Source organism: Acidimicrobiia bacterium, from assembly GCA_035948415.1.
In the GTDB taxonomy this organism is placed as follows: domain Bacteria; phylum Actinomycetota; class Acidimicrobiia; order IMCC26256; family PALSA-555; genus PALSA-555.
On record DASZJD010000094.1, the window covers coordinates 49,037 to 70,199 of the forward strand.

Consider the following 21,163-nt stretch of genomic DNA (forward strand, 5'->3'; position numbering starts at 1 on the left):
CCGCAGCCCCCAAGGAATTGGCTCAGCGCGCGGCGGCCCGCGACCGAGACCGCCCGGATACCCTCGCTCGGTGCTGCTCGTCGCGGCCGATCCGGCGTTCGGGAGCCACGACCCCGGCCCAGGCCATCCCGACCGACGGGCGCGCCTTGACGCGGTAGCGGCCGGCACCGCCGCGGCGGCAGTGTCGGACGCCATCGTCGCCCTGCCGCCCCGGGCAGCGACCCGCGAAGAGCTCGGCCGGGTGCACGCCGGCACGCTGGTCGACGCTGTCGAGCAGCTCAGCGCGCGCGGTGGCGGGGCCGTGGACCCTGACACGGTGCTCTCCGCGGGCTCCTACGTGGCCGCGGCCCGGGCCGCAGGCGCCGGCCTGGCCGCGGTCGAGGCCCTGGAACGCGGCGAGGGGACGGCGGCCTTCCTCGGGGTGCGTCCCCCGGGGCACCACGCGACCGGTCGGCGGCCCATGGGGTTCTGCCTGTTCAACAACGTGGCAGTCACGGCCGCCGCGCTGGTGGCGAGCGGCTCCCGCGTGTGCGTCCTCGACTACGACGCCCACCATGGCAATGGGACCCAGGAGATCTTCTGGGAGGAACCGCGCGTCCTGTACGTGTCGCTCCACGAGTGGCCCCTGTACCCGGGCACCGGCCGCCTCGACGAGACCGGCGCCGGGGCTGGCGCCGGGGCCACGTGCAACTTGCCGCTCCCCGCGGGCGCGACGGGCGACGTGTATCAGCGTGCCCTCGACGAGGTCGTCGAGCCGCTCGTCACCGGCTTCGACCCCGACTGGCTCCTCGTCTCCTGCGGCTTCGACGCCCATCGGGCCGATCCGCTCACGGGGCTGGCGCTTTCCGCCGGGGACTACGGGGCCCTGGCCGCCCGGGCGCGGGCGCTCGCCCCCGGACCGTCCCGGACCATCGTGTTCCTCGAGGGCGGCTACGACCTCCAGGCGGTCCGCGACTCGGTCGCCGCCACGCTGCCGGCGCTGCTCGAGGTGACGGCCGCCGCACCCGAGGCCCCGACCAGGGGCGGCCCCGGCGCCGACGTCGTGGAGGCGGCGCACCAGCGCTGGGCGCAGCGCGTCGACTGAGGCAGGTTCAGGGCGGGAGCAGACGCGCCGATACCTCGCGCGTGCTCGACCTCGACCAGCTGCTCCGCGTTGCGGTCGAGCAGCGTGCCTCCGACCTACACCTGAAAGTTGGAGCCCGCCCGTGGCTGCGCGTCGACGGCGCCCTGGTCGAGGCCCCCTTCGACACCCTCGAGCCGACCGACACCGAGGCGGCCGCGGGCCGGCTCCTCTCGCCGGCCCGGGCCGAGACCCTGCGCCGCACCGGCGACGCCGAGTTCGTGTACGCAGTGCCGGGCTTATGCCGGTTCCGCGTCAGCGCGTTCCGGCAACGGGGCCGGATCGGGCTGGTGCTGCGCCGGGTCGTGCCCGGCGTGCCCGGTGTCGACGCCCTCGGTCTGCCGGAAGTTGTCGCGACCCTGGTCGAGGCGCCGTCGGGCCTGGTGCTCGTGACCGGGTTGGCCGGCTCGGGACGCACGTCGACCATGGCGGCCATGGTGGACCACCTGAACAGCACCGAGCGGCGCCACATCGTGACGATCGAGGACCCCATCGAGGTTCTCCACGCCGACAAAGCCTCGATCGTCGACCAGCGGGAGGTGGGTGTCGACGTGAGGACGGTGCCCGCGGCGCTCGCCCGGGTGGTGCGGCAGGACCCTGACATGATCGTGGTCGGCGAGCTCGCCGACGAGGAATCGGCGCAGCTGGTGCTGGAGGCGGCCGACACCGGGCATCTCGTGCTGGCTGCGCTCGCCACAGTCGGGGCCGCCGAGGCCGTCGACCGCCTGGTGGAGCTCTTCCCCTACGACCGCCAGCCTTCGGTGCGCACCCTCGTCGCCCGCACCCTGCGTGGGGTCGTGTGCCAGCGGCTTTTGCCGCGCGCCGGCGGCCGCGGCCAGGTCGTCGCCACCGAGGTGCTCGTCGCCAACGGCGCAGTCGCCGACGCGATCGCTGAGGGCCGTGAAGCGAGTCGCCTCGAGCAGCTGATGCGAGACGGCGACTACTACGGCATGCACTCCTTCGACCAGGCGATCGCCCTCCTCTACGCGCGTGGACTCGTCGAACGAACGGTCGCTCTCGACCACGCGACCGCCGGTCCGCCCCTGCGCCTCGAGCTCGAGCGGATCGACCGCGAGCGGGATCAACCCGTCACCGCACCGGCCTGATCGGCCCCGGGTCGCCATCCAGCCGACCCCAGCGGTGACGAGATTCGCGCCGCTGCCGAGCCCCGAAGCCCGCGAGAATGATGGCGGGATGGACGTCCCCGCGCGCCTACGGGCGTACTACCAAGCCGGTTCGCCGACGCGTGAGCTCGCCGACCGGCTCCAGGAGGCCGGCCACGAGTGCTACCTCGTCGGCGGCACGGTCCGCGATGCCTTCCTCGGGGCGTCGTCCCCGGACGTCGACCTCGCCACCGACGCGCCCCCCGACGTCGTCCGACACGTCCTCGACGGGTGGGCCGAGCACGTGTGGCTCCAAGGAGCTTGGTTCGGCACCGTCGGGGTCGAGAAGGACGGCCTGCGGCTCGAGGTCACCACCTACCGGGGCGACGCCTACCGGCCGGAGAGCCGCAAGCCGACGGTGACGTTCGCCAACCGGATCGAGGAGGACCTCGCCCGGCGCGACTTCACGATCAACGCCATGGCGCTGCGATTGCCGGACCCGGTGTTCGTGGATCCCTTCGGCGGCGCCGCCGACCTCCACGCCCGACGGCTCCGAACCCCGGCCGCGCCCGAGGTGTCCTTCGAAGCCGACCCGCTGCGCATGCTCCGCGCCGTCCGCTTCGTCGCCGCGTTCGGCCTCGAGCCGAGCTCCGAGCTCGTGGCGGCCATGGCCGCGTTGCGGCACCGCCTCGAGATCGTCAGCCCCGAGCGCATCCGAGACGAGCTCTGCCGGCTCCTCGGCGTCCCCGACCCCACGCCCGGGCTGTGGCTGCTCTGCGACACCAAGCTCGCCGACGAGTTTCTCCCCGAGCTCAACGCGATGCGCCTCGAACAGGACCCGGTCCACACTCACAAGGACGTGCTCGCCCACACGTTCGCCGTCGTCGCCAGCACCGACCCGGGGCACCTGAGGGTGCGCCTGGCGGCGCTGTTCCACGATGTCGGCAAGCCCAAGACCCGCTCGATCGGGCCCGACGGCGTGAGTTTTCACCACCACGAGGTTGTCGGGGCGCGCATGACCGAGGAGCGGATGCGGGCGCTGCGTTTCAGCAAGGAGATGGTGCACGACGTCGCCCGCCTCGTGTACCTCCACCTCCGCATTCACACCTACATGATGGGCTGGAGCGACCGGGCCGTGCGCCGCTACGTACGCGACGCAGGGCCGCTGCTGAACGAGCTGAACGAGCTGCAGCGAGCCGACTGCACGACCCGCAACCGCCGCAAGGCCACAGCTCTGGCGCGTCGGATGGACGAGCTCGACGCCCGCATCGAGGCTCTCCGAGCCCGAGAGGAGCTCGACGCCATCCGCCCGCCGCTCGACGGGCGCCAGGTCATGGCCTACCTCGGCATCGGCCCGGGCCCGACGGTCGGCGCAGCCCGTGACTTCCTCTTGGAGGCTCGCCTCGACGAGGGTCCGATCGGCGCCGACGACGCCTACGCGCGACTGGATGCCTGGGCCCGCCGGCGCGGGATCGAGCCGCGCGGCACCCGGCCCTCGCAGGAGTGACGCGCCGATGCCGTCAGCCCCGAGCGAAGGCCTCGACCATCTCGCGGGCCTGCTCGTCGCGGTACTGCACGGGGGGCGACTTCATGAAGTAGGCGCTCGGGCCGAGCAGCGGGCCGCCAACGCCCCGGTCCAGGGCGAGCTTGGCGCAGCGCACGGCGTCGATGATCACCCCGGCGGAGTTCGGCGAGTCCCAGACCTCCAGCTTCAACTCCAGGTTCAGCGGCACGTCGCCGAAGTTGCGACCCTCCATCCGGATGTAGCACCACTTTCGGTCGTCGAGCCAGGGGACATGGTCCGACGGGCCGATGTGGACGCTGTCGGCCTCGATGCCTCGGTCGAGCTGGCTCGTGACGGACTGGGTCTTCGAGATCTTCTTCGACTTCAGGCGACTTCGCTCGAGCATGTTCTTGAAGTCCATGTTCCCGCCGAAGTTGAGCTGGTAGGTGCGATCGAGCTCGACGCCGCGGTCCTCGAAGAGGCGGGTGAGGATCCGGTGGACGATCGTGGCCCCGACCTGGCTCTTGATGTCGTCACCGATGATCGGGACGCCAGCGTCCTCGAACCGCTGGGCCCAGGCGGGATCACTGGCGATAAACACCGGGATGGCGTTCACGAACGCGACCCCGGATTCGAGGCACGCCTCCGCGTAGTGGCGCTGGGCCACCTCCGAGCCAACCGGCAGGTAGCTGACGAGAACGTCAGCACGCGTGTCGCGGAGCACGGCCGCGACGTCGACAGGCTCGGCCGGTGACTCCTCGACGGCCTCTCGGTAGAACTCACCGAGGCCGTCGAAGGTCGGGCCGCGCTGGACCTGCACGCCGAGCCCGCCCGGGTCGGCGAACTTGATGGTGTTGTTCGCGCCCGCGAAGACGGCCTTGCCGAGGTCGAGGCCGACCTTGGCCGCGTCGACGTCGAACGCGGCTACGAAGTCAACGTCGCGGACGTGGTAACCGCCGAGGACGACGTGCATGAGACCGGGCACCTCGTCCTCGGGTGCCGCGTCCCGGTAGTAGGCGACGCCCTGCACCAGGCTGCTGGCGCAGTTGCCGGCACCAGCAATGGCGACACGCACCCTCTTCTGAACAGACTCGCGGCTCATGCCGAGGCTTCCTCCTTGACGGCGCGGCGCTCGGCCAAGGGGGCATCCTCAGGGGTGGCCGCTCGCTCCGCGGTGATCAGCTCGTCGACCCACTCGAGGTCGCGCTGGGTGGACTTCGTGCGGTGCTCCACGAGGGAGCGCGTGTAACGGTCGTCGCGACCGCCCCGGGCCTGGAGCTGCCGATCAAGGCGCTCGGCGAGCACGTGGCGACGCCGGAGCAGGAGCGCGAGCCGCTGGGCCGGCTCGACGTGGCGGCAGAAGGCGAGCTTGAGCGCGAACGCCTTCTCGTCGTCGCCGTGGACGTCGTCCCCGAGGAGCAGCTCAGCGAAGAGTGCCTCACCGGCCGCGGTGATCTGATACGCCTTGCGGGTCCGACGGCTCGAGGCGGAGAGCCGCCCGGCCATGGTCCGCAGTCGGGCGGCCGCCAGGTCACCGGTGAGCGACCCGGTCGGCGGGCTCGGCGTCGGCGCGGCGCCCACGACGCTGGCGATGGCACCCGTTCGCTCGAGGCGTCGCAGGGCGGGGTACAGCGAGCCGTACGAGACCCCCCACAGGAAACCGAGGGTCTCACCCAGCCGCTTCTTCAGCTCGTAGCCGTGCAGCGGCTGATCCTTGAGTAGCCCCAAGACGGCAAGCTCCAGCACGATCGCGCTCCAGGTAGCGTCCGATATATCGAGCCGATATATCGGACAACAGTCTGACGGAACACGGCGGGCGGGTCAAGTCGGGCGCCGGCGGCGGGCGCGACAAGGCCCCGGGGGGCGGAACAGCCGTGCGTACACTCGCCCCCGTGCGGCAGCACGTCGACTACGTCCTGGCCCAACGGGCGGTGCTGCGGGACCTGCGGGCCGGCCGGCGCGGGCGCGAGGACGTGTGCGACGCCCACCCGGAGCTCGTGCGGGCCGGGCGGAACATCGGTGAGCCGGCCGGGGGGGCCTGCCCGGTCTGCGGCCACGGGAGCCTCCGCCTCGTCTCTTACGTCTACGGCGACGCGCTCGCCCGCGCCAACGGTCGGTGCATCACCTCCGCCAGCGAGCTGGCGCGGCTCGAGGCCGCCCACGAGGAGTTCACGCGCTACATCGTCGAGGTCTGCCTCGACTGCCGGTGGAACCACCTCCAGCGCCTCGAGCTCCACGGTCGTCGTCACGCCGGCTGACCGGCCCGGCGCGCGAGGGCGCGCCCCCGAGGACCGCCGCCCGGCTGCCGGGTAACCTCCCGGGTGCCGCCGGGAGCCGCACGCGCCCTGGACGGTGGAGGTGAGGCGATGACCGAGCCGATCGCGCCGCGCCAGCGGGTCACAGCCCCGGCGATCGCGGCCAGGAAGGGCCGGGGGCCACTCGTCATGGTCACCGCGTACGACGCGCCGACGGCGCGCGTCGTGGACGCTGCCGGCGTCGACATGATCCTCGTCGGCGACTCCCTCGCCATGGTCGTCCTCGGCTATGAGGACACCCTGCAGGTGACGACCTCGGACCTTGCTCACCACGTCGGGGCCGTTGCCCGAACTCGCCCGCACGCCCTGCTGGTCGCCGACCTGCCGTGGATGAGCTACCACGTCAGCGCCCAGGACGCCGTCCGCAACGCGGCCACTCTCGTGCGCGCCGGGGCGACTGCGGTGAAGCTCGAAGGCGGTCGGAAGCGCCTCGACGCGGTGCGGGCGATCCTGGACGCCGAGATCCCGGTGATGGGCCACCTCGGCCTCACGCCCCAGTCGTTCCATGCCCTCGGCGGATTCAAGGTCCAGGGCCGAGACCTCGAGACGGCACGGGCGATCGTCGACGACGCCGTGGCGCTCGCCGACGCGGGCTGCTTCGCCGTCGTGCTCGAGTGCGTCCCCGACGCGGTAGCCCGGCTCGTGACCGACAGCGTCGCCGTTCCGACGGTTGGGATCGGTGCGGGGCGCCACTGCGACGGCCAGGTCCTGGTACTGCACGACCTGCTTGGGTTCGACGACCACGTGGCGCCGAAGTTCGTCCGGCGCTACGCGACCTTGGCCGACGACGCGACGGCGGCGGTGGCCCGCTTTGCCGACGACGTGCGCGCCGGGCGCTTTCCCTCGAGCGACGAGACCTACCACGCCGCTGACGACGTCGCCGACGCCCTCCGGCTGTACGGCGGGAGCTCGACCGAGCACGCACCGGCGTGATGCGGGCCGGCGTCGCCCTCTGGGTGACGGCCTGCGCCCTCGTCGTTCTCCCGCCCGCGGCGGCGGCGGGGCGGTCGATCGGCACGGCGGTGCGCGCCGCCAGACCAGCCCAGGCGCCCTTCATTGGACTCGGTGCAACGACCGTCCACGTGGCCGGGCGCCCGCTCGACGTCGTCCTAGCCCGCACCGAGCCCGAGCGCGAGGCTGGGCTGCGGGAGCGTTCGACGCTCGGTCCCTACGGCGGGATGCTGTTCGTCTTCGCCGGCGACACGTCCGTCGGCTTCACGATGTCGACCGTTCCCGTGGCGCTCGACATCGGCTTCTACCGGTCCGATGGGCGGGCCGTGGGCCAGCTGCGGATGCGGCCGTGCCCAGGGCCGGAGTCCGCCTGCCCGGAGTACCGAACCCGGCGGTCCTTCCGCTACGCCCTGGAGACCCTCGCCGGCCGGTTCCCCCGTGGTCGGCTCACCGGCTGAAAGTCACAGCTCGCCAGTACGGTGAGGACCCTCGGCGGGTACCATCCGTCGCTCGACAATCCGCGTCCTGCTCGCCGGCCCGACGTGTCTGTAGGCACGCCGGCGTCCGGGCGAGCCCGCAGGGTGCCCGGCGCCGCCGGTGGACCCGCCGGTCCAAAGGAGGGGCGGCCCATGCGGCCGTACGAAGTCATGGTTATCTACGACGCCGAGCTCGACCAGGCCGACATCCGGTCCGCCGTCGAGCGCTCGACGCAGCTCCTCGAGTCGAGGGGCGCCGAGATCGGCCCGGTCGACCACTGGGGAAAGCGGCCGTTCGCCTACCGCCTCAAGCGGCGGTGGGAGGGGTACTACGTGGTGCTCCAGGCCCGGGCCGAGCCGGACGCGATGAGCGAACTGGGTCGCACCCTCACGCTGGCCGACGAGGTGCTGCGCCACAAGGTCCTTCGGATCCCCGAATCGGTGTACGGCAAGACGCTCGGCACGCCCGCCGGCGAATGAGAGAAGCCGGTGAGCGACCCAGGAGCGCCTACCGGCATGAGGAGGTCCAACCGAGATGGCCGACAGCAGTGTCACGATCGTTGGCAACGTCACCCGCGACCCTGAGATGCGCTACACGCCGAGCGGCGTGGCGAAGGCGTCGTTTGGCGTGGCGGTGAGCCGCCGGTGGCAGAACCGCACCACCCACGAGTGGGAGGAGCAGACGAGCTTCTTCAACGTCGTGTGCTGGCGGGAGATGGCGGAGAACGTGTGCGAGTCGATCGGGAAAGGAGCCCGGATCGTGGTGACGGGCCGGCTCGAGCAGCGGTCCTGGGAGACCGAGAACGGCGACAAGCGCAGCGTTGTCGAGGTCGTCGCCGACGACGTCGGACCGAGTCTGCGCTGGGCGACCGCCGAGGTGAAGCGCAACGAGCGCCGGGGCAGCTTTGACAGCGGCGGGGCGCGTGCCGCGGCCCCGGCCGCCAAGCCGAGCGGCGAAGCGGACGAGATGGAGGAGCCGTTCTAGCGATGGCGAGACCACGACGGACCAAGCGCGACGCCACCGATCGCAAGCCGAAGAAGAAGGTGTCGATCCTCGACAGCGAGGCGATCACGTGGGTCGACTACAAGGACGTGGCCCTGCTCCGCCGGTTCATGTCGGAGCGAGCCAAGATCCGCGCCCGGCGGGTGACCGGCAACGATGCCCAGCAACAGCGGGCGGTCGCGCGTGCGATCCGGGTGGCCCGCGAGATGGCGCTCCTGCCGTACTCCGTCCGGCAGGTCACTCACCGCAGCAAGGGACGACGTGACCGTGGCTCGGACGGCGGCGGGCCGCCGCGTCGGGAGGACACGCCGGCTCCGTCCGAGGCCAACGCCGGCCTCGAGATCGAGGCGCCCGTGGACGCCGCGCTCCCCGAAGCCGCCGAGCCGGTCGGAGGGGCGGACGTCGCGGCCGAGGAGTCCGGGTGAGGGTCGTGCTCCGCGAGGACGTCGAGCAGCTCGGGCGCAAGGGCGACCTCCTCGACGTCGCCGACGGCTACGCGCGCAACTTCCTCGTCCCGCGTGGGCTGGCGATGCGGGCGACGAAGGGGGCGACGGCGCAGGCGGAGGCCATGCGTCGCAACCGCCAGGCGCGAGACGCTCGGGACCGAGCGGCCGCCGAGGACCTGTCCAGTCGCCTCGCCGCGAGCCCGATCCGTGTCGGGGCGCGTGCCGGCGAGGGCGGCAAGCTCTTCGGCTCGGTGACGAGCGTCGACCTCGCCGACGCGCTGCGGGCCCAGACGGGCATTGAGGTGGACCGGCGAGCGATCCAGCTCGACGAGCCGATCAAGGAGCTCGGGCCGCGCGAGGTACCCGTCCGACTCCACCCCGACGTCACGGCCTCGCTTCGGATCGAGGTCGCAGCGGACTGAGCTGTCACAGCCGCCGTTCACAATCGGCACGTGGGCTCGCCCGTTCTCCTCACGCCTGGGGATGACCGGGCCCGTCATCCACCGAAATTCGCAAGGTTTTCGCACTACCGATCCACAGGTCCGACCGTTCATGCTGGCGCTCTTGACGCGGGGCTGAACGCCCGGTAGCCGGGCGGCGAACAGAAGTGGGAGACGTCGACGTGGTCCAAGCTCTCGAGCCGGTACGGCGTCGCGCTGGCGGCGGGCGTATCCCGCCCCACAATCTGGAGGCCGAGGAGTCGCTCCTCGGCGCCATGCTGCTGTCGCGGGACGCGATCACAGCCGCCGTCGAGGCGAACGTCGACTCGTCGGACTTCTACAAGCCTGCGCACACCCACGTGTTCGAGGCCGTGCTCTCGCTGTACGGGCAAGGTGAACCCGTCGACCCTGTGACGGTGGCCGAGGAGCTTCGGCGCGCTGACCTGCTCGAGGCACTCGGTGGGCGCCAGGCCTTGCTGCGCCTCCAAGCCGCCACGCCGGCCTCTGCGAACGCGACGCACTACGCCAAGATTGTCAACGAGCTCGCGCTTCTGAGACGGCTGATCGGCGTGGCCGGCGATATCGCCGAGATGGGCTACGACGACTCGCAGGACGTCGTCGACACGCTCGACCGGGCTGAGTCGCTCGTCTTCGACGTCGCAGAGCGACGCGTCTCCGAATCGATGGTCAAGGTCTCGGACGCCCTCCAGGACACCCTGGACCAGCTCGAGGCGCTCTACGACAGCACTGGGGACATCACCGGCGTTCCGACTGGGTACGACGGGCTCGACCACCTGCTGCTCGGGCTGCAGCCGTCGAACCTCGTCGTCGTCGCGGCTCGGCCGGGCGCCGGCAAGACCAGCCTCGCGCTCGGCGCGGCCGGGAACGTCGCGATGGCTTCCCGAAAGCCCGTCCTGTTCTTCTCGATGGAGATGGGCACCCTCGAGCTCACGAAGCGACTCCTCGCCGGGGAAGCTGGCGTGGACGCTCGCCGTCTCCAGACCGGCAACATCCCGGAAGGCGACTGGACTCGTCTCAGCCACGCCGTCGGCCGCCTCGCGGAGGCGCCGTTGTTCATCGACGACAACCCCCACTGCACCGTGATGGAGATGCGAGCCAAGGCCCGGCGCACGAAGGCTCGCCACGGCGAGTTGGGCCTCGTCGTCGTCGACTACCTGCAGCTCATGACCCCGCTCACGAAGCGAGCCGAGAACCGCCAGGTCGAAGTGGCCGAGATCTCGCGGGGGCTGAAGATCCTGGCCCGCGAGCTGGACTGCCCGGTGATGGCGCTGTCGCAGCTGAACCGTCAGCTCGAGTATCGGGCCGACAAACGGCCGATGCTCGCCGACCTCCGAGAGTCGGGATCGCTGGAGCAGGACGCGGACGTCGTCGTCTTCATCTATCGCGACGACATCTACAACCCCGAGTCAGACCAGCGGGGCACGGCCGAAATCATCGTCGCCAAGCACCGCAACGGACCGACCGGCATGACCCGTCTTGCGTTCGTCGACCGGCTGACGAAGTTCGCGAACATGGCACCGGAGTGAGTCGAGGACCTGGTCGACGCTCGAACCACGGTACGCGGTCCGGATCGCTGCGTGAGATTCGACCGGCGCCGAGTTGCCGCCCGGACCAGCACTCGCTCCGAGCAGGCAAACCGCTCGGCTCAGGCGTTCGACATCGCCCTGGGGCTGGATTCGGTCGGAGGGATGTGGGCGGCACGCGATCGAGCCAATGACACCAGCCCGATCAGCATGGCGAGGGCCGCGGCAGCTATCACGGCGCGGTCGACGTTGTCGCGTGCGTGCAGATGCTCCCCCAGGATCACGAGTCCGACGATGGTCGCGACGACCGGCTCGGCGACCTCGAGCGCCGGTAGCGCCGCGGCGAGCGACCCGGCTTGGAAGGCGCTCTGGACCATGACCAGGCCGCTCAGCGACAGCACGGCGAGCCCGTAGAGCTCCCAGTGCCAGAAAACCGAGACCGGGTCTTGTCCGAGCACGTGGACTACGACCTTCGTGAGGGCCGCGTTGACGCCGAAGGTCATGCCGCCGGCGAGCCCAAAGAGCGTGGCGCGCGCGGGGCCGTGGACGTGTCGGCGGGTGAGGACGGCGACGGCGACGACCGCCGCGAGGACGAGGGCGGACGGCGCCCAGTCAATGGCGGGCACGTTGAAGTTGCCCTCGCTCGGGCTCCCGACCGCGAGGAACAGGGCTAGCCCCGCGCAGAGGAGAGCCGCCGCGCCCAGGTCCGAGGAGTGCAAGCGGCGGCCGCTGACGGCCGCGTCGAGCAGAAGTGAGAACAGCAGACCGCAAGCCAGCAGCGGAGCCACGACCAGGAGGGCCCCGAACGCGAGCGCCCCCGCCTGCGCCCCGTACCCGCCGACGTCGGCGACGAAGCCGGCGACCCAGATCGGTCGACGGGCCAGCGTCATGATCAGGCCTGGCCTCATCGACTGGTGCGCCGGCGCCTCGGCCGCGATGCGCTGCTCGACGACGTTCGAGATCGCAAACAGGAGCGCTGACGTGAGCGCCAGCGCGACGGCGAGCGCCAGGCTCATTCGTCCCTCGTATCCCGCATGATCCCCCGTCTGTGGTCGCTCGGCGCGCCCTACCCCGTCATGGCTCGGCACGGTATCGAACCCGGGTACGGGCGCGATCCGCCTTCCCCCGCGGAGGCGGAGCGATCCCGGGGCACCGACGCCATCACCGTGCCCCTTCCCCGCCCTTCCCCTTCCGGGCACGGGGATGAGGGGGCGGCATCACGGCGCGGGGAGCACTGGTGGGCGTGGACTGCTCGGGCGGGAGCGCCCCAGGGGACGGCGGCCCCCTCAGGTGCCGAGACGACGGCGTCAGCGCTCAGGGTCTCCCCCCGGCTCGTCATCCTCGAGCAGGAGCTGAAACTCCTCGTCAAGGCGGGCCCGCAAGGCTCGGAGCTCGCGGAGGAGGCGTGCCCCGGCTCGCGCCACCTTCGGCAACTCCGTCGGCCCGAGGACGATGAGCGCTACCAGCAGGACGATGAAGATATGGACCGGCGAGAAGGCGCCGGGCATCGGTGTTCCCTGTCCCGGGGGTCAGCCGTCTTTGTCCTTCGGCTGGGTCTCCTCGGGGTCTTCATGCAAGCCGCGGCGGAGCTCACGGCTGGCCTGACCCACGGACCGCGCCAGCTTCGGGAGCTGCGAACTGCCAAAGAGCAGCGCGATGAGGCCGATCACCAGGAGCGCCTCCCAGCCGATGATCTCACCAAGAATCGGAACCATGGGGTCCTCCTTACAGACCCGTCCTCGGGCGGGGCCTCGAGCCCGTTGAGCGTGCACCCACGGTACGCCACCCGGGGCCCGCGGCCGCCACCGCGGATGAAGGAGGGCGATGACCGGCGGGCGAACCTGGGCTCCGCCGGAGGCGGGCCGGCCGTCGTTGGCCGGCTCCGACGGCAAGTCCTCCGGCCGCCCGAACCCCGCGCCGGCCGCCTCGCGGTCCGACGCCGACAGTCGGCGACGACCAGGCCCGGGTCCGCGATCGGGCGCTGACGCGAACTTACGCTGACAACAACCTGTCGAAAGGGGGCCTCATGGTTCTGGCCATCGAACCCATGGGCAACACCGCGCAGTTCATCTTCTACACGATCGGCATCCTGGTGCTGCTCTCGGCGGCGGTTGGGGTCAAGTTCGTGGGCGAGCGCGCCGCTCACATCGGGCTCGGCCTCGCGATCATCTTCTTCGTCCCCTGGTGGGGGCTGCTCGCCAACCTGTGATCCGCCCGAGCGGTCCACCGAGCACACCGTCGGCCTAGAACAGACGGAGCTCCGGCGGGGTGTCGCCCCGAAGCTCGGCGAGGTCCACCTCGAGACATTCGACGCCGCGGCTCTCAGCGAAGACGCGCGCCTGGGGCTTGATGCGAGTCGCCACGAGGATCGCTCTGATCGGGGCCAACGAGCCGTCGCGGTCGAGGCGCTCTCGGTAGCGGACGAGCTGCTCGACGCTCGCGATCTCGCCAATCCGCTTGATCTCGACCGCTACGGCACGGCCGGCGCCGTCTCGGCACAGCAAGTCGACGGGACCGAGGTCCGTCGGATACTCCCGGCGAACCAGCCGAAGGTCGTCGCGAAGCGCGTGGACGCGTGCTGCGATCAGCGTCTGGAGCTCGGCCTCGACACCGTCCTTGGCGAGGCCCGGATCCTCGCCGAGGTCGAACGAATCATCGAACAGGATGCGGTGGAGCTCCACGACGAGGCGTTCGCCGTGCTCGTTCGACGCGGTGATCACACCGTCTGCCTCGACGATCGAGCACGGCGGGTTCATCCAGTTGAGGGGCTTGTACGCCCTCGCGTCGGCGTGGACCGCGATGGACCCGTCCGCCTTCATAACGACGAGACGGAGTGCCGGGGGGAGACGGGCGCCGAGTCGACCCGCGTAGTCGACCGAGCAGCGGGCCACCAGGACGCGCACGACTCCGTTGGTACCACGCTCGGCCAGACCCGGCACCTACGATGCAGCCGCCGCACGGTGCGCCGGAAGAGAACAGCATGCTGGCCTCGTACAACAGCGACGCCTACAACATCGTCAAGGTGCTGCACATCCTGTGCGCGATCATCGGGTTCGGTGGCGTGACGCTCAACGGCGTCTACGGGGCCCAGATCCGAGCTCGGGGGGGTCGCGAGGCCGCGGCGATCGGGCAGGCCGTGTACCGCGTCAGCGTCGTCGCCGAGTACTTCATCTACGCGGTGTTCCTGCTCGGGCTTGCGCTCGTCGGTCTCGGGAGCAACCTCTTCGACTTCGGCCAGACGTGGATCTGGCTGTCCATCGTCCTGTTCGTGGCCGCGCTCGGCGTGTCGCACGGTGCCCTCCGGCCGCGGGTCCGCAGGATGAACGTCCTCATGGAGGAACTGGCAGCGGTGCCGGCCACAACGGGCGGCCCGCCTCCGCAAGCGGCCGAGCTCGAACGGCTGGGCAAGCAGGTCGCGGCACTCGAGGCAATTCTTGACGTCACGCTCGTGGTCATCTTGGTGTTCATGGTCTTCAAGCCGGGTGGCAATCGGATCTAGCCCGGTCGATGCTTCGAAGGCGAACACGGGCGCTACCGTGCGCCCGTGGACTTCTACGGCGAGGTCCTGCTGGAGCTCACGACTGCGCTCGGCGCGGCGCTGTTTGTCGCCAACGCACTGGCCTTGATTCGCCGCCGGGCCGACGCTCGACGCGCCGCGCGTGAGTCCGTGTCACGAGGCCGGCCCGGGTCCCCTGTGCGCAAGCAGGTGCGGGTGGCCACCACCGGCAATCTCGCCCAGGCTCCTGTGCTCCGGTCCGTGAGCTTCATGCTGCTTGGCCTGGTCGTGGCTGTGTGGGGCCTTGCGACCCTCACTTCGTGAGCCCACGAGGGCGGAACCGCTTCACGGATGGCAGCGCAGGGCGCGAGCTCCGAGCGGTGGGTGCGCCGGACGGCCTGGATGACGATGCCCTCGCGATGCTCGCGACTCGCGTCAGCCTCGGCGAGGCCCGTTCGAAGCCTCCGACGACGGGGCCACCTCACCGGCAGCGGAGCGCGCGGGCGGTCCCACCGTCGGTGCTGGCCTGTTGGTGATATACCCGAGCGGCCACACCGTTGATTCCAGCGGTAGGCAACGGGAGGACAGCCGGGGCTGGGCATGGACGACCCGAAGCGCAACCAGGGTCGGATCTATCCGTCAGGCGATTCGACCACCAAGAGCGCCAATGCCGCCTCGCGTCGGCGTTCCCGACTCGACGGACTCGATCCGTTGGGGCTGACCGCGGCGATCGTGATTGGCGCATTGGTCGTCGCAGGAGCGTTCCTGATCGTCGTCGGACCTGGGGACGTCGGCCTGCAGCCCTACGCCGATAGCAGCCCCGCCACTCAGCAACCGAAGCTCGAGCGGACGAACCGGGGGACGGGATCGACGGCGCGGTCGTCTTCCATTGCCCTAACAGCGATCACAACGTCCGGTCGCGGTGCGGCCGCCGGTTCGCCGTCCAGTAGTGCCGCCCCCGGCTTGCCCGGCACCGCTGCCAGTGTGAACTCATCCCCATCCGGTGCGGCCCTGAGTCCGCCGTTGAGCGGCCCGGGTTCCCCGACCGGTGGTGGTGGGTCGGGTTCCCCGGTTGGTGGTGGTGGGTCGGGTTCCCCGGTTGGTGGTGGTGGGTCGGGTTCCCCGGTTGGTGGTGGTGGGTCGGGTTCGCCGGTTGGTGGTGGTGGGTCGGGTTCGCCGGTTGGTGGTGGTGGCCCAGGGTTGCCGATCGCCCCCCCGCCGCTCACCCTCCCACCGCTCACCCTCCCGCCTCTGGGCCTGCCGATTTTCTAAGTGCCCGGGCCAATGAGCCGGTTGTTGAGATGGCCGTCCCCGCGAGTGCTGCGATTTGCGCGACCCGCGCAACGCGCGAGAGTTGGGCCGCGGTCAACTTTCGAGGAGCCTCCCGTCGCGCGCGTTGCAACTCCGCCCGGCGATGTAACGGAGTCTTGCAGCGGCTATGAGCGGGTGACGGGGATCGAACCCGCGTTCTCAGCTTGGGAAGCTGATGTTCTGCCGCTGAACTACACCCGCGCGGGCGGCTGACGTTATCGGATCGATTGGCTGCCTACGGGCCGGATGAGAACTCCGGGTCCGTCGGATGCGGCCTCGCGTCGGCAGCCTCGAGTCCGTCAAGGAGCACCTCTGCGATGTCCTGGACCTTGACGTCGTCGTCACGCTGCGCGTCCTTCACCCCGTCGTCAAGCATGACGTAGCAGAAGGGACAGGCCACCGCGATTCGCGTCGCGCCGGTCGCGAGGGCCTCTTGGGTCCGCTCAGTGTTGACCTTCTTGCCGACGCGTTCCTCCATCCACATGCGAGCGCCACCAGCGCCGCAGCACAATCCTCGGGTGCCGTTGCGCGGCATCTCGACCACGTCGATGCCCCGCAACGATCCCACAACCTTGCGCGGGGCGAGGTAGACGTCGTTGTGCCGTCCGAGATAACACGAGTCGTGGTAGGTAACACGCTCGTCGAGCGATGCCCCATCGAGGGACAGCCGCCCGTCCTCGATGAGGTCCATAAGCAGTTGCGAATGGTGGACGACCTCATAGTCTCCGCCGAGCTGCGGGTACTCGTTCTTCAGCGTGTTGAAGCAATGCGGACACTGTGCGATGACTTTGCGCACCCCGAGACCGTTGAGCGTCTCGACGTTCTGCATGGCGAGCATCTGGAAGATGTACTCGTTTCCGGACCGCCGGGCCGGGTCGCCGGTGCAGAGCTCGCTGGGACCGAGAATCGCGAAGTCGATGCCCGCTCGCTGGAGGAGCTTGGCGATCGCGCGGCTCGCGCGACGGTTCCGGTCGTCGAAGCTGCCCGAGCATCCCACCCAGTAGAGGTACTCATGGTCGAATGGCCCCGACGCGTCGATGATCGGCACGCTGTCGAGCTCGGCGGCCCACTCGGCCCGCTCCGCCTGGTTCAACCCGTACACGTTCGACGAGTTCTCCATCGACCGATACGTGTTCCCGAGCTCGGGCGGGAAGTTGCTCTCCATCAGGGAGAGGTAGCGGCGCATGTCGAGGATCTTGTCGAGGATCTCGATGTCGACAGGGCAGATCTCGTCGCAAGCCCTGCAACTCGTGCAGGCCCACAGTTCCTCGGCCGTGATCCGGTCGAACAGGGAATCGGCGGCGACCGTGATGTCCCGATCCACGCCGACGGGCGGAGAGACCACCGGGTCGCCGCTGGCGGCCATCACCTCGCCAACCTTCAGCACGATCTCGCGGGGGTCCAACGGCTTGCCGGTGGCGTGGGCAGGGCACACCGAGGTGCACCGGCCGCAGATCGTGCATGCATCGGTGTCGAAGAGCTGCTTCCACGTGAAGTCCTCGACCGTGGAGGCGCCGAAGCTCTCGAGTTCGGTCTCCATGAGGTTCGGGAGCGGCCTCATCGCGCCCTTCGGACGCTCGTGATCTCCCAGGTACATGTTCATCGGGGAGGTGATCATGTGGCGGAGCTTCGTCGTCGGAAGGATCACGAGGAACGCGACGAACGCGCTGAAGTGGACGACCCAGAGGGTGCGGTGTACGTCCGTGAGCGTCCCGTGCGACCATCCCGACCACAGCGCCGACAGACCCCAGCCGACATACGACCACTCTTCGAAATGGGGCCGGTTCTCCAGCGCGATCCTGAGGCCCTCGACGAGGAAGCCGGTGATGCCGATCACCAGGAGGACCGCCAGGATGACGGCGTCCTCAGGCTTCGTCTTGATGCGGATGCGGTACGGGCGCTGCACGTAGCGACGCGCGATCGCCCAGAGCAGGCCGACCACGAAGACGATGCCGAACGTGTTCGCCGTTGCCTTGTAGGCCTGGTACACGGAGCCGTGCAGGAACTTGAGGGACGGCGGCAGCTGGTGGTCGATCTCGAGGATGACGGTGGCGGCGAACAGCACCAAGAAGCCGAAGTAGATGCATGAGTGCATGAGCCCCGCTGCAGGGTCGCGGAGGAGCGTCCTCATCCATACGCCGGCGCGGAAGTCGCGGAGTCGGCGATGGGCATTGGCTCTGGTGGTGCGCCGATCGTCGGGGCCGCCGCGCAGGTAGTTGCGGACTCGCATCGAGACCAGCCAGGCGCACACGAAGAGCATTGCGGCGACCGTCGCGTAGAAGAGCCAGTAGATCGGGTCCGGCACGTCGATGAAGACGGTGCGCGAGACCCTGGACGTGTCGCTCCACTCGGTGACCCGCGGGACGACCCCCGACGCGAGCGCGCCGCCGGCGGCCAGCAGGCCGAGAAGGAGGACAACCTGGGTCGCGGTGAGCGGGATGCGGCGCCGCACGGCCAGAACCTAGCGCCGGCCTCGCGAAACGGGCTGTCTGTGGCAGCTCGCGGCGCGGGCCGCCACCCTCACTGAACGGTCTTGGCGTCGAACTCGCGCAGCCGGTGGGCCAGTCCGCTCAACAGCTTGTGAGCGAACCCGGGCACCTCGTCGATGATGGCCGCGAACTCGCGCTGCCCGAGGACGGCGAGGTCCATCTCGGTCTTGGCGGTCACGGTCGCGTTGCGTGGCGCCCGGTCGAGGAGGGCCAGGTCGCCGAAGAAGGAGCCCGGACCGAGGGTGGCTACCCGCCGGCCGTGGCGCGTGACCTCCGCGGTGCCATCGAGGATGACGAAGAACTCGGCCCCGGCGGCGCCCTCTCGGACCAGGACCTTGCCGGCCGGCACCCGGACCTGCTCGGCCCGCCGGGCGACGAGCTGGAGCTCCTTCTTGGAGCAGGCCGAGAAGAGCGGGACCTCGGCGAGGTCCGGGAAGGCGCCACGCCGGGTCATGCCGGCAATGTACCGATCCTGTCAACACGGAGGAACGGGCCGGGGGGGCCGGGAATAGGCTGTCGGGGGCCAAAGTTGATTGGATCACACTCAAGCTTTTCGACACGGAGGCACATACGCCATGCCAAAGGCCGTCGGCATCGACCTCGGCACCACGAACTCGGTCGTCTCGGTCCTCGAGGCGGGCGAGCCTGCCGTCATTCCCAACGCCGAGGGGTCCCGGACGACCCCGTCGGTGGTCGCCTTCTCGAAGACCGGCGAGGTGCTCGTCGGCGAGGTGGCCAAGCGCCAGGCGATCACCAACCCGGATCGGACGATTCGCTCGGTGAAGCGCCAGATGGGCACCTCGTGGACCGTCGACATCGACGGGAAGCAGTACACGCCCCAGGAGATCTCGGCCCGCATCCTCCAGAAGCTCAAGCGGGACGCGGAGGCCTATCTCGGCGACACCGTGACCCAGGCGGTGATCACCACCCCCGCGTACTTCGACGACGCCCAGCGGCAGGCCACGAAGGAGGCCGGCGAGGTGGCGGGCCTCGACGTGCTGCGGATCATCAACGAGCCCACCGCCGCCGCGCTCGCCTACGGGCTCGACAAGGAGCATGACCTCACCATCCTGGTCTTCGACCTCGGTGGGGGGACCTTCGACGTGTCGCTGCTCGACCTCGGCGAGGGCGTCTTCGAGGTCAAGGCAACGGCGGGCAACACCCATCTCGGAGGCGACGACTGGGACCAGCGGGTCATCGACTGGATGGTCGCGGAGTTCAAGGGGGCGCACGGCGTCGACCTGTCCGCCGACAAGATGGCCACTCAGCGTCTCAAGGAGGCGGCCGAGAAGGCGAAGATCGAGCTCTCCTCCTTGCAGGAGACGTCGATCAACCTTCCCTTCATCACCGCCACGCAGGCCGGCCCGCTGCACCTCGAGCTCAGCCTGTCTCGAGCCAAGTTCCAGGAGCTCACGGCGGATCTGCTGGATGCCTGCAAGGGACCCTTCGAGCAGGCGATCCGGGACGCCGGACTCGACCGCAACGCCATCGACCGCGTGATCCTGGTCGGCGGTTCGACGCGCATGCCCGCGGTGCAGGACCTCGTCCGAGACCTGACCGGCAAGGAGGGCGACAAGGGCGTCAACCCTGACGAGGCCGTCGCCGTCGGCGCCGCCATCCAGGCCGGCGTGCTCAAGGGCGACGTCAAGGACGTCCTGCTGCTCGACGTGACACCGTTGTCGCTCGGCATCGAGACGAAGGGTCAGATCATGACCCGGCTCATAGAGCGGAACACCACGATCCCCACGAAGCGGTCCGAGGTGTTCACCACTGCCGACGACAACCAGCCGAGCGTCGAGATCAAGGTCCTTCAGGGCGAGAGCGACATGGCGTACCGCAACAAGATGCTCGGCACCTTCCAGCTCGTGGGCATCCCGCCCGCGCCTCGGGGTTTGCCCCAGATCGAGGTGACGTTCGACATCGACGCCAACGGCATCGTGCACGTCAGCGCCAAGGACCTTGGGACGGGCAAGGAGCAGGCCATGACCATCACGGGTGGGACGGCGCTCGGCAAGGACGAGATCGACCGCATGGTGAAGGAGGCGGAGGCGCACGCCGAGGAGGACCGGCGGCGACGCGAGGAGGCCGAGACCCGCAACAACGCGGACTCGCTCGTCTTCCAGACCGAGAAGCTGCTCAAGGAGCAGGCCGACAAGGTCACCGCCGAGGACCGGGCCAAGATCGAGGCCGCCCTCGGGGAGCTGAAGACGGCGCTCGCTGGAGAGGACGTCGACGTCGTCCGTCAGAAGCACGAGGCGCTCATCGCCGCGAGCCAGGAGTTCGCCCAGCGGCTGTACCAGGCTGCGCAAGCGAGTCAGCAGGCGACGGGAGGCCCCGGCGGCGCCGCCCCCGGCGGTGCGTCGCAGCCCGCGGACGACGAGGTGGCCGACGCGGAGATCGTCGACGAGGGTGAAACGCGCAGCGCGTGATGCCCGAGTCCGAATGGGTGAAGGAGGAATCGGTGCGGGAGGTCCGGCCCATCGAGGAGGCCTCGGCCGACGAGGCCGAGGCGGACCTGGGTGAGGACATCGCGGCGCTCGCAAGGGAGCGGGACGAGATGCGGGGCCTCGCGCAGCGGCTGCAGGCAGACTTCGAGAACTACCGCAAGCGAATGCTGCGCGACCAGACCGACGCCATCAGTCGAGCCAATGAGGCGATCATCGAGCAGCTGCTGCCCGTGCTCGACACGTTCGAGCTAGCGCTCGGCCAGCTCGGGGATGTTGACGACAACGTGCGCAAGGGCGTGGAACTCGTGTTCGCGGAGTTCCTCGCGGTGCTCGAGAGGAACGGTCTCGAGCGCATCGACGCCACCGGCGTCCCCTTCGACCCCAACGTGCATGACGCGGTGCTGCAGGAAGGTGGATCCGACGGAGAGCCGATTGTGACCGAGACAGTGCGAACGGGTTACCGCCTCAAGGGACGTGTACTGCGCCCGGCCATGGTGAAGGTCGCCCGCAAGGACTGA

Annotated in this window: 23 protein-coding genes, 1 tRNA gene and 1 pseudogene; 16 read left to right on the forward strand and 9 right to left on the reverse strand. The window is 70.0% G+C overall.

Annotation, left to right across the window (positions count from 1 at the left end):
• Nucleotides 1-70 precede the first annotated feature (70 nt).
• The 3 genes from VG869_12805 (at nt 71) to VG869_12815 (ending at nt 3,730) form a co-directional block, all read left to right on the forward strand.
• On the forward strand, nt 71-1,084 hold the full coding sequence (locus VG869_12805; protein HEV3452069.1) for a histone deacetylase: 1,014 nt from the start codon (nt 71-73) through the stop codon (nt 1,082-1,084).
• Between the two features lie 41 nt (nt 1,085-1,125).
• A complete protein-coding gene (locus VG869_12810) occupies nt 1,126-2,226 on the forward strand; it encodes a PilT/PilU family type 4a pilus ATPase (GenBank protein ID HEV3452070.1) in 1,101 nt (366 codons plus the stop codon).
• An 88-nt stretch (nt 2,227-2,314) separates the two neighbouring features.
• On the forward strand, nt 2,315-3,730 hold the full coding sequence (locus VG869_12815) for a CCA tRNA nucleotidyltransferase (protein ID HEV3452071.1): 1,416 nt from the start codon (nt 2,315-2,317) through the stop codon (nt 3,728-3,730).
• 13 nt (nt 3,731-3,743) lie between these two features.
• Here the strand turns inward: VG869_12815 and VG869_12820 are convergent, their stop codons facing one another.
• On the reverse strand, nt 3,744-4,829 hold the full coding sequence (locus VG869_12820; GenBank protein HEV3452072.1) for an inositol-3-phosphate synthase: 1,086 nt from the start codon (nt 4,827-4,829) through the stop codon (nt 3,744-3,746).
• Nucleotides 4,826-5,473, reverse strand: a complete 648-nt coding sequence (locus VG869_12825; GenBank protein HEV3452073.1) for a PadR family transcriptional regulator — start codon at nt 5,471-5,473, stop codon at nt 4,826-4,828. The genes VG869_12820 and VG869_12825 overlap by 4 nt, the downstream gene beginning before the upstream one ends.
• A 146-nt stretch (nt 5,474-5,619) precedes the next feature.
• Here VG869_12825 and VG869_12830 point away from each other — a divergent pair, with 146 nt between their 5' ends.
• The 8 genes and pseudogenes from VG869_12830 (at nt 5,620) to dnaB (ending at nt 10,905) form a co-directional block, all read left to right on the forward strand.
• Complete coding sequence (locus VG869_12830; protein HEV3452074.1) at nt 5,620-5,985, forward strand: DUF5318 family protein; 366 nt, start codon at nt 5,620-5,622, stop codon at nt 5,983-5,985.
• 108 nt (nt 5,986-6,093) lie between these two features.
• Entirely contained in the window at nt 6,094-6,975 is an 882-nt protein-coding gene (panB, locus tag VG869_12835; protein ID HEV3452075.1) for a 3-methyl-2-oxobutanoate hydroxymethyltransferase, read from the forward strand.
• A complete protein-coding gene (locus tag VG869_12840) occupies nt 6,975-7,451 on the forward strand; it encodes a DUF192 domain-containing protein (GenBank protein ID HEV3452076.1) in 477 nt (158 codons plus the stop codon). Before panB ends, VG869_12840 begins: the two co-directional genes overlap by 1 nt.
• Nucleotides 7,452-7,622: 171 nt before the next feature.
• Complete coding sequence (gene rpsF / locus VG869_12845) at nt 7,623-7,949, forward strand: 30S ribosomal protein S6 (protein HEV3452077.1); 327 nt, start codon at nt 7,623-7,625, stop codon at nt 7,947-7,949.
• A gap of 55 nt (nt 7,950-8,004) precedes the next feature.
• Complete coding sequence (gene ssb, locus VG869_12850; GenBank protein ID HEV3452078.1) at nt 8,005-8,454, forward strand: single-stranded DNA-binding protein; 450 nt, start codon at nt 8,005-8,007, stop codon at nt 8,452-8,454.
• Between the two features lie 2 nt (nt 8,455-8,456).
• Nucleotides 8,457-8,699, forward strand: a pseudogene (gene rpsR / locus VG869_12855) (30S ribosomal protein S18).
• Between the two features lie 194 nt (nt 8,700-8,893).
• A complete protein-coding gene (gene rplI / locus VG869_12860; GenBank protein HEV3452079.1) occupies nt 8,894-9,340 on the forward strand; it encodes a 50S ribosomal protein L9 in 447 nt (148 codons plus the stop codon).
• 185 nt (nt 9,341-9,525) lie between these two features.
• Complete coding sequence (dnaB, locus tag VG869_12865; protein HEV3452080.1) at nt 9,526-10,905, forward strand: replicative DNA helicase; 1,380 nt, start codon at nt 9,526-9,528, stop codon at nt 10,903-10,905.
• Between the two features lie 119 nt (nt 10,906-11,024).
• On the opposite strand, the gene VG869_12870 is transcribed toward dnaB, so the two are convergent.
• From VG869_12870 to VG869_12880, 3 genes are all read right to left on the reverse strand, one after another.
• The gene (locus VG869_12870) at nt 11,025-11,918 is read right to left on the reverse strand and encodes a DMT family transporter (protein ID HEV3452081.1); all 894 of its coding nucleotides are present in this window, start codon (nt 11,916-11,918) and stop codon (nt 11,025-11,027) included.
• 291 nt (nt 11,919-12,209) lie between these two features.
• Nucleotides 12,210-12,410 carry a twin-arginine translocase TatA/TatE family subunit gene (locus VG869_12875; GenBank protein ID HEV3452082.1) on the reverse strand — a complete coding sequence of 67 codons (201 nt, stop codon included), beginning with the start codon at nt 12,408-12,410 and terminating at the stop codon, nt 12,210-12,212.
• Between the two features lie 21 nt (nt 12,411-12,431).
• Nucleotides 12,432-12,617 carry a twin-arginine translocase TatA/TatE family subunit gene (locus VG869_12880; GenBank protein HEV3452083.1) on the reverse strand — a complete coding sequence of 62 codons (186 nt, stop codon included), beginning with the start codon at nt 12,615-12,617 and terminating at the stop codon, nt 12,432-12,434.
• Between the two features lie 311 nt (nt 12,618-12,928).
• Here VG869_12880 and VG869_12885 point away from each other — a divergent pair, with 311 nt between their 5' ends.
• Entirely contained in the window at nt 12,929-13,111 is a 183-nt protein-coding gene (locus VG869_12885; protein HEV3452084.1) for a hypothetical protein, read from the forward strand.
• Nucleotides 13,112-13,145: 34 nt separating this feature from the next.
• On the opposite strand, the gene nucS is transcribed toward VG869_12885, so the two are convergent.
• Nucleotides 13,146-13,805, reverse strand: a complete 660-nt coding sequence (gene nucS / locus VG869_12890; protein ID HEV3452085.1) for an endonuclease NucS — start codon at nt 13,803-13,805, stop codon at nt 13,146-13,148.
• A 41-nt stretch (nt 13,806-13,846) separates the two neighbouring features.
• Between nucS and VG869_12895 the strand changes: the two genes are divergently transcribed.
• Together VG869_12895 and VG869_12900 are read left to right on the forward strand one after the other, a co-directional pair.
• Nucleotides 13,847-14,401: a DUF2269 family protein gene (locus tag VG869_12895; GenBank protein HEV3452086.1), complete on the forward strand. Its 555-nt coding sequence runs from the start codon at nt 13,847-13,849 to the stop codon at nt 14,399-14,401.
• Between the two features lie 45 nt (nt 14,402-14,446).
• A complete protein-coding gene (locus VG869_12900; GenBank protein ID HEV3452087.1) occupies nt 14,447-14,722 on the forward strand; it encodes a hypothetical protein in 276 nt (91 codons plus the stop codon).
• A 1,117-nt stretch (nt 14,723-15,839) separates the two neighbouring features.
• Here VG869_12900 and VG869_12905 read toward each other — a convergent pair.
• The 3 genes from VG869_12905 to VG869_12915 form a co-directional block, all read right to left on the reverse strand.
• Nucleotides 15,840-15,910, reverse strand: a tRNA-Gly gene (locus VG869_12905).
• Nucleotides 15,911-15,944: 34 nt separating this feature from the next.
• The gene (locus VG869_12910; GenBank protein ID HEV3452088.1) at nt 15,945-18,161 is read right to left on the reverse strand and encodes a heterodisulfide reductase-related iron-sulfur binding cluster; all 2,217 of its coding nucleotides are present in this window, start codon (nt 18,159-18,161) and stop codon (nt 15,945-15,947) included.
• Nucleotides 18,162-18,229: 68 nt separating this feature from the next.
• Complete coding sequence (locus tag VG869_12915; GenBank protein HEV3452089.1) at nt 18,230-18,652, reverse strand: cyclic nucleotide-binding domain-containing protein; 423 nt, start codon at nt 18,650-18,652, stop codon at nt 18,230-18,232.
• Nucleotides 18,653-18,773: 121 nt separating this feature from the next.
• On the opposite strand from VG869_12915, the gene dnaK reads away from it, so the two are divergent.
• Nucleotides 18,774-20,627 carry a molecular chaperone DnaK gene (gene dnaK, locus VG869_12920; protein ID HEV3452090.1) on the forward strand — a complete coding sequence of 618 codons (1,854 nt, stop codon included), beginning with the start codon at nt 18,774-18,776 and terminating at the stop codon, nt 20,625-20,627.
• Entirely contained in the window at nt 20,627-21,163 is a 537-nt protein-coding gene (gene grpE / locus VG869_12925; GenBank protein ID HEV3452091.1) for a nucleotide exchange factor GrpE, read from the forward strand. The genes dnaK and grpE overlap by 1 nt, the downstream gene beginning before the upstream one ends.

What these genes read in the sequence shown, in the direction of transcription:
- VG869_12815 (HEV3452071.1), top strand. Translation starts at nt 2,315, where the DNA reads ATGGACGTCCCCGCGCGCCTACGGGCGTACTACCAAGCCGGTTCGCCG.
- VG869_12820 (HEV3452072.1), bottom strand. Translation starts at nt 4,829, where the DNA reads ATGAGCCGCGAGTCTGTTCAGAAGAGGGTGCGTGTCGCCATTGCTGGT.
- rpsF (HEV3452077.1), top strand. Translation starts at nt 7,623, where the DNA reads ATGCGGCCGTACGAAGTCATGGTTATCTACGACGCCGAGCTCGACCAG.
- VG869_12880 (HEV3452083.1), bottom strand. Translation starts at nt 12,617, where the DNA reads ATGGTTCCGATTCTTGGTGAGATCATCGGCTGGGAGGCGCTCCTGGTG.
- dnaK (HEV3452090.1), top strand. Translation starts at nt 18,774, where the DNA reads ATGCCAAAGGCCGTCGGCATCGACCTCGGCACCACGAACTCGGTCGTC.
- VG869_12915 (HEV3452089.1), bottom strand. Translation starts at nt 18,652, where the DNA reads ATGACCCGGCGTGGCGCCTTCCCGGACCTCGCCGAGGTCCCGCTCTTC.
- grpE (HEV3452091.1), top strand. Translation starts at nt 20,627, where the DNA reads ATGCCCGAGTCCGAATGGGTGAAGGAGGAATCGGTGCGGGAGGTCCGG.
- VG869_12895 (HEV3452086.1), top strand. Translation starts at nt 13,847, where the DNA reads ATGCAGCCGCCGCACGGTGCGCCGGAAGAGAACAGCATGCTGGCCTCG.
- ssb (HEV3452078.1), top strand. Translation starts at nt 8,005, where the DNA reads ATGGCCGACAGCAGTGTCACGATCGTTGGCAACGTCACCCGCGACCCT.
- VG869_12885 (HEV3452084.1), top strand. Translation starts at nt 12,929, where the DNA reads ATGGTTCTGGCCATCGAACCCATGGGCAACACCGCGCAGTTCATCTTC.
- panB (HEV3452075.1), top strand. Translation starts at nt 6,094, where the DNA reads ATGACCGAGCCGATCGCGCCGCGCCAGCGGGTCACAGCCCCGGCGATC.
- VG869_12840 (HEV3452076.1), top strand. Translation starts at nt 6,975, where the DNA reads ATGCGGGCCGGCGTCGCCCTCTGGGTGACGGCCTGCGCCCTCGTCGTT.
- VG869_12870 (HEV3452081.1), bottom strand. Translation starts at nt 11,918, where the DNA reads ATGAGCCTGGCGCTCGCCGTCGCGCTGGCGCTCACGTCAGCGCTCCTG.
- VG869_12875 (HEV3452082.1), bottom strand. Translation starts at nt 12,410, where the DNA reads ATGCCCGGCGCCTTCTCGCCGGTCCATATCTTCATCGTCCTGCTGGTA.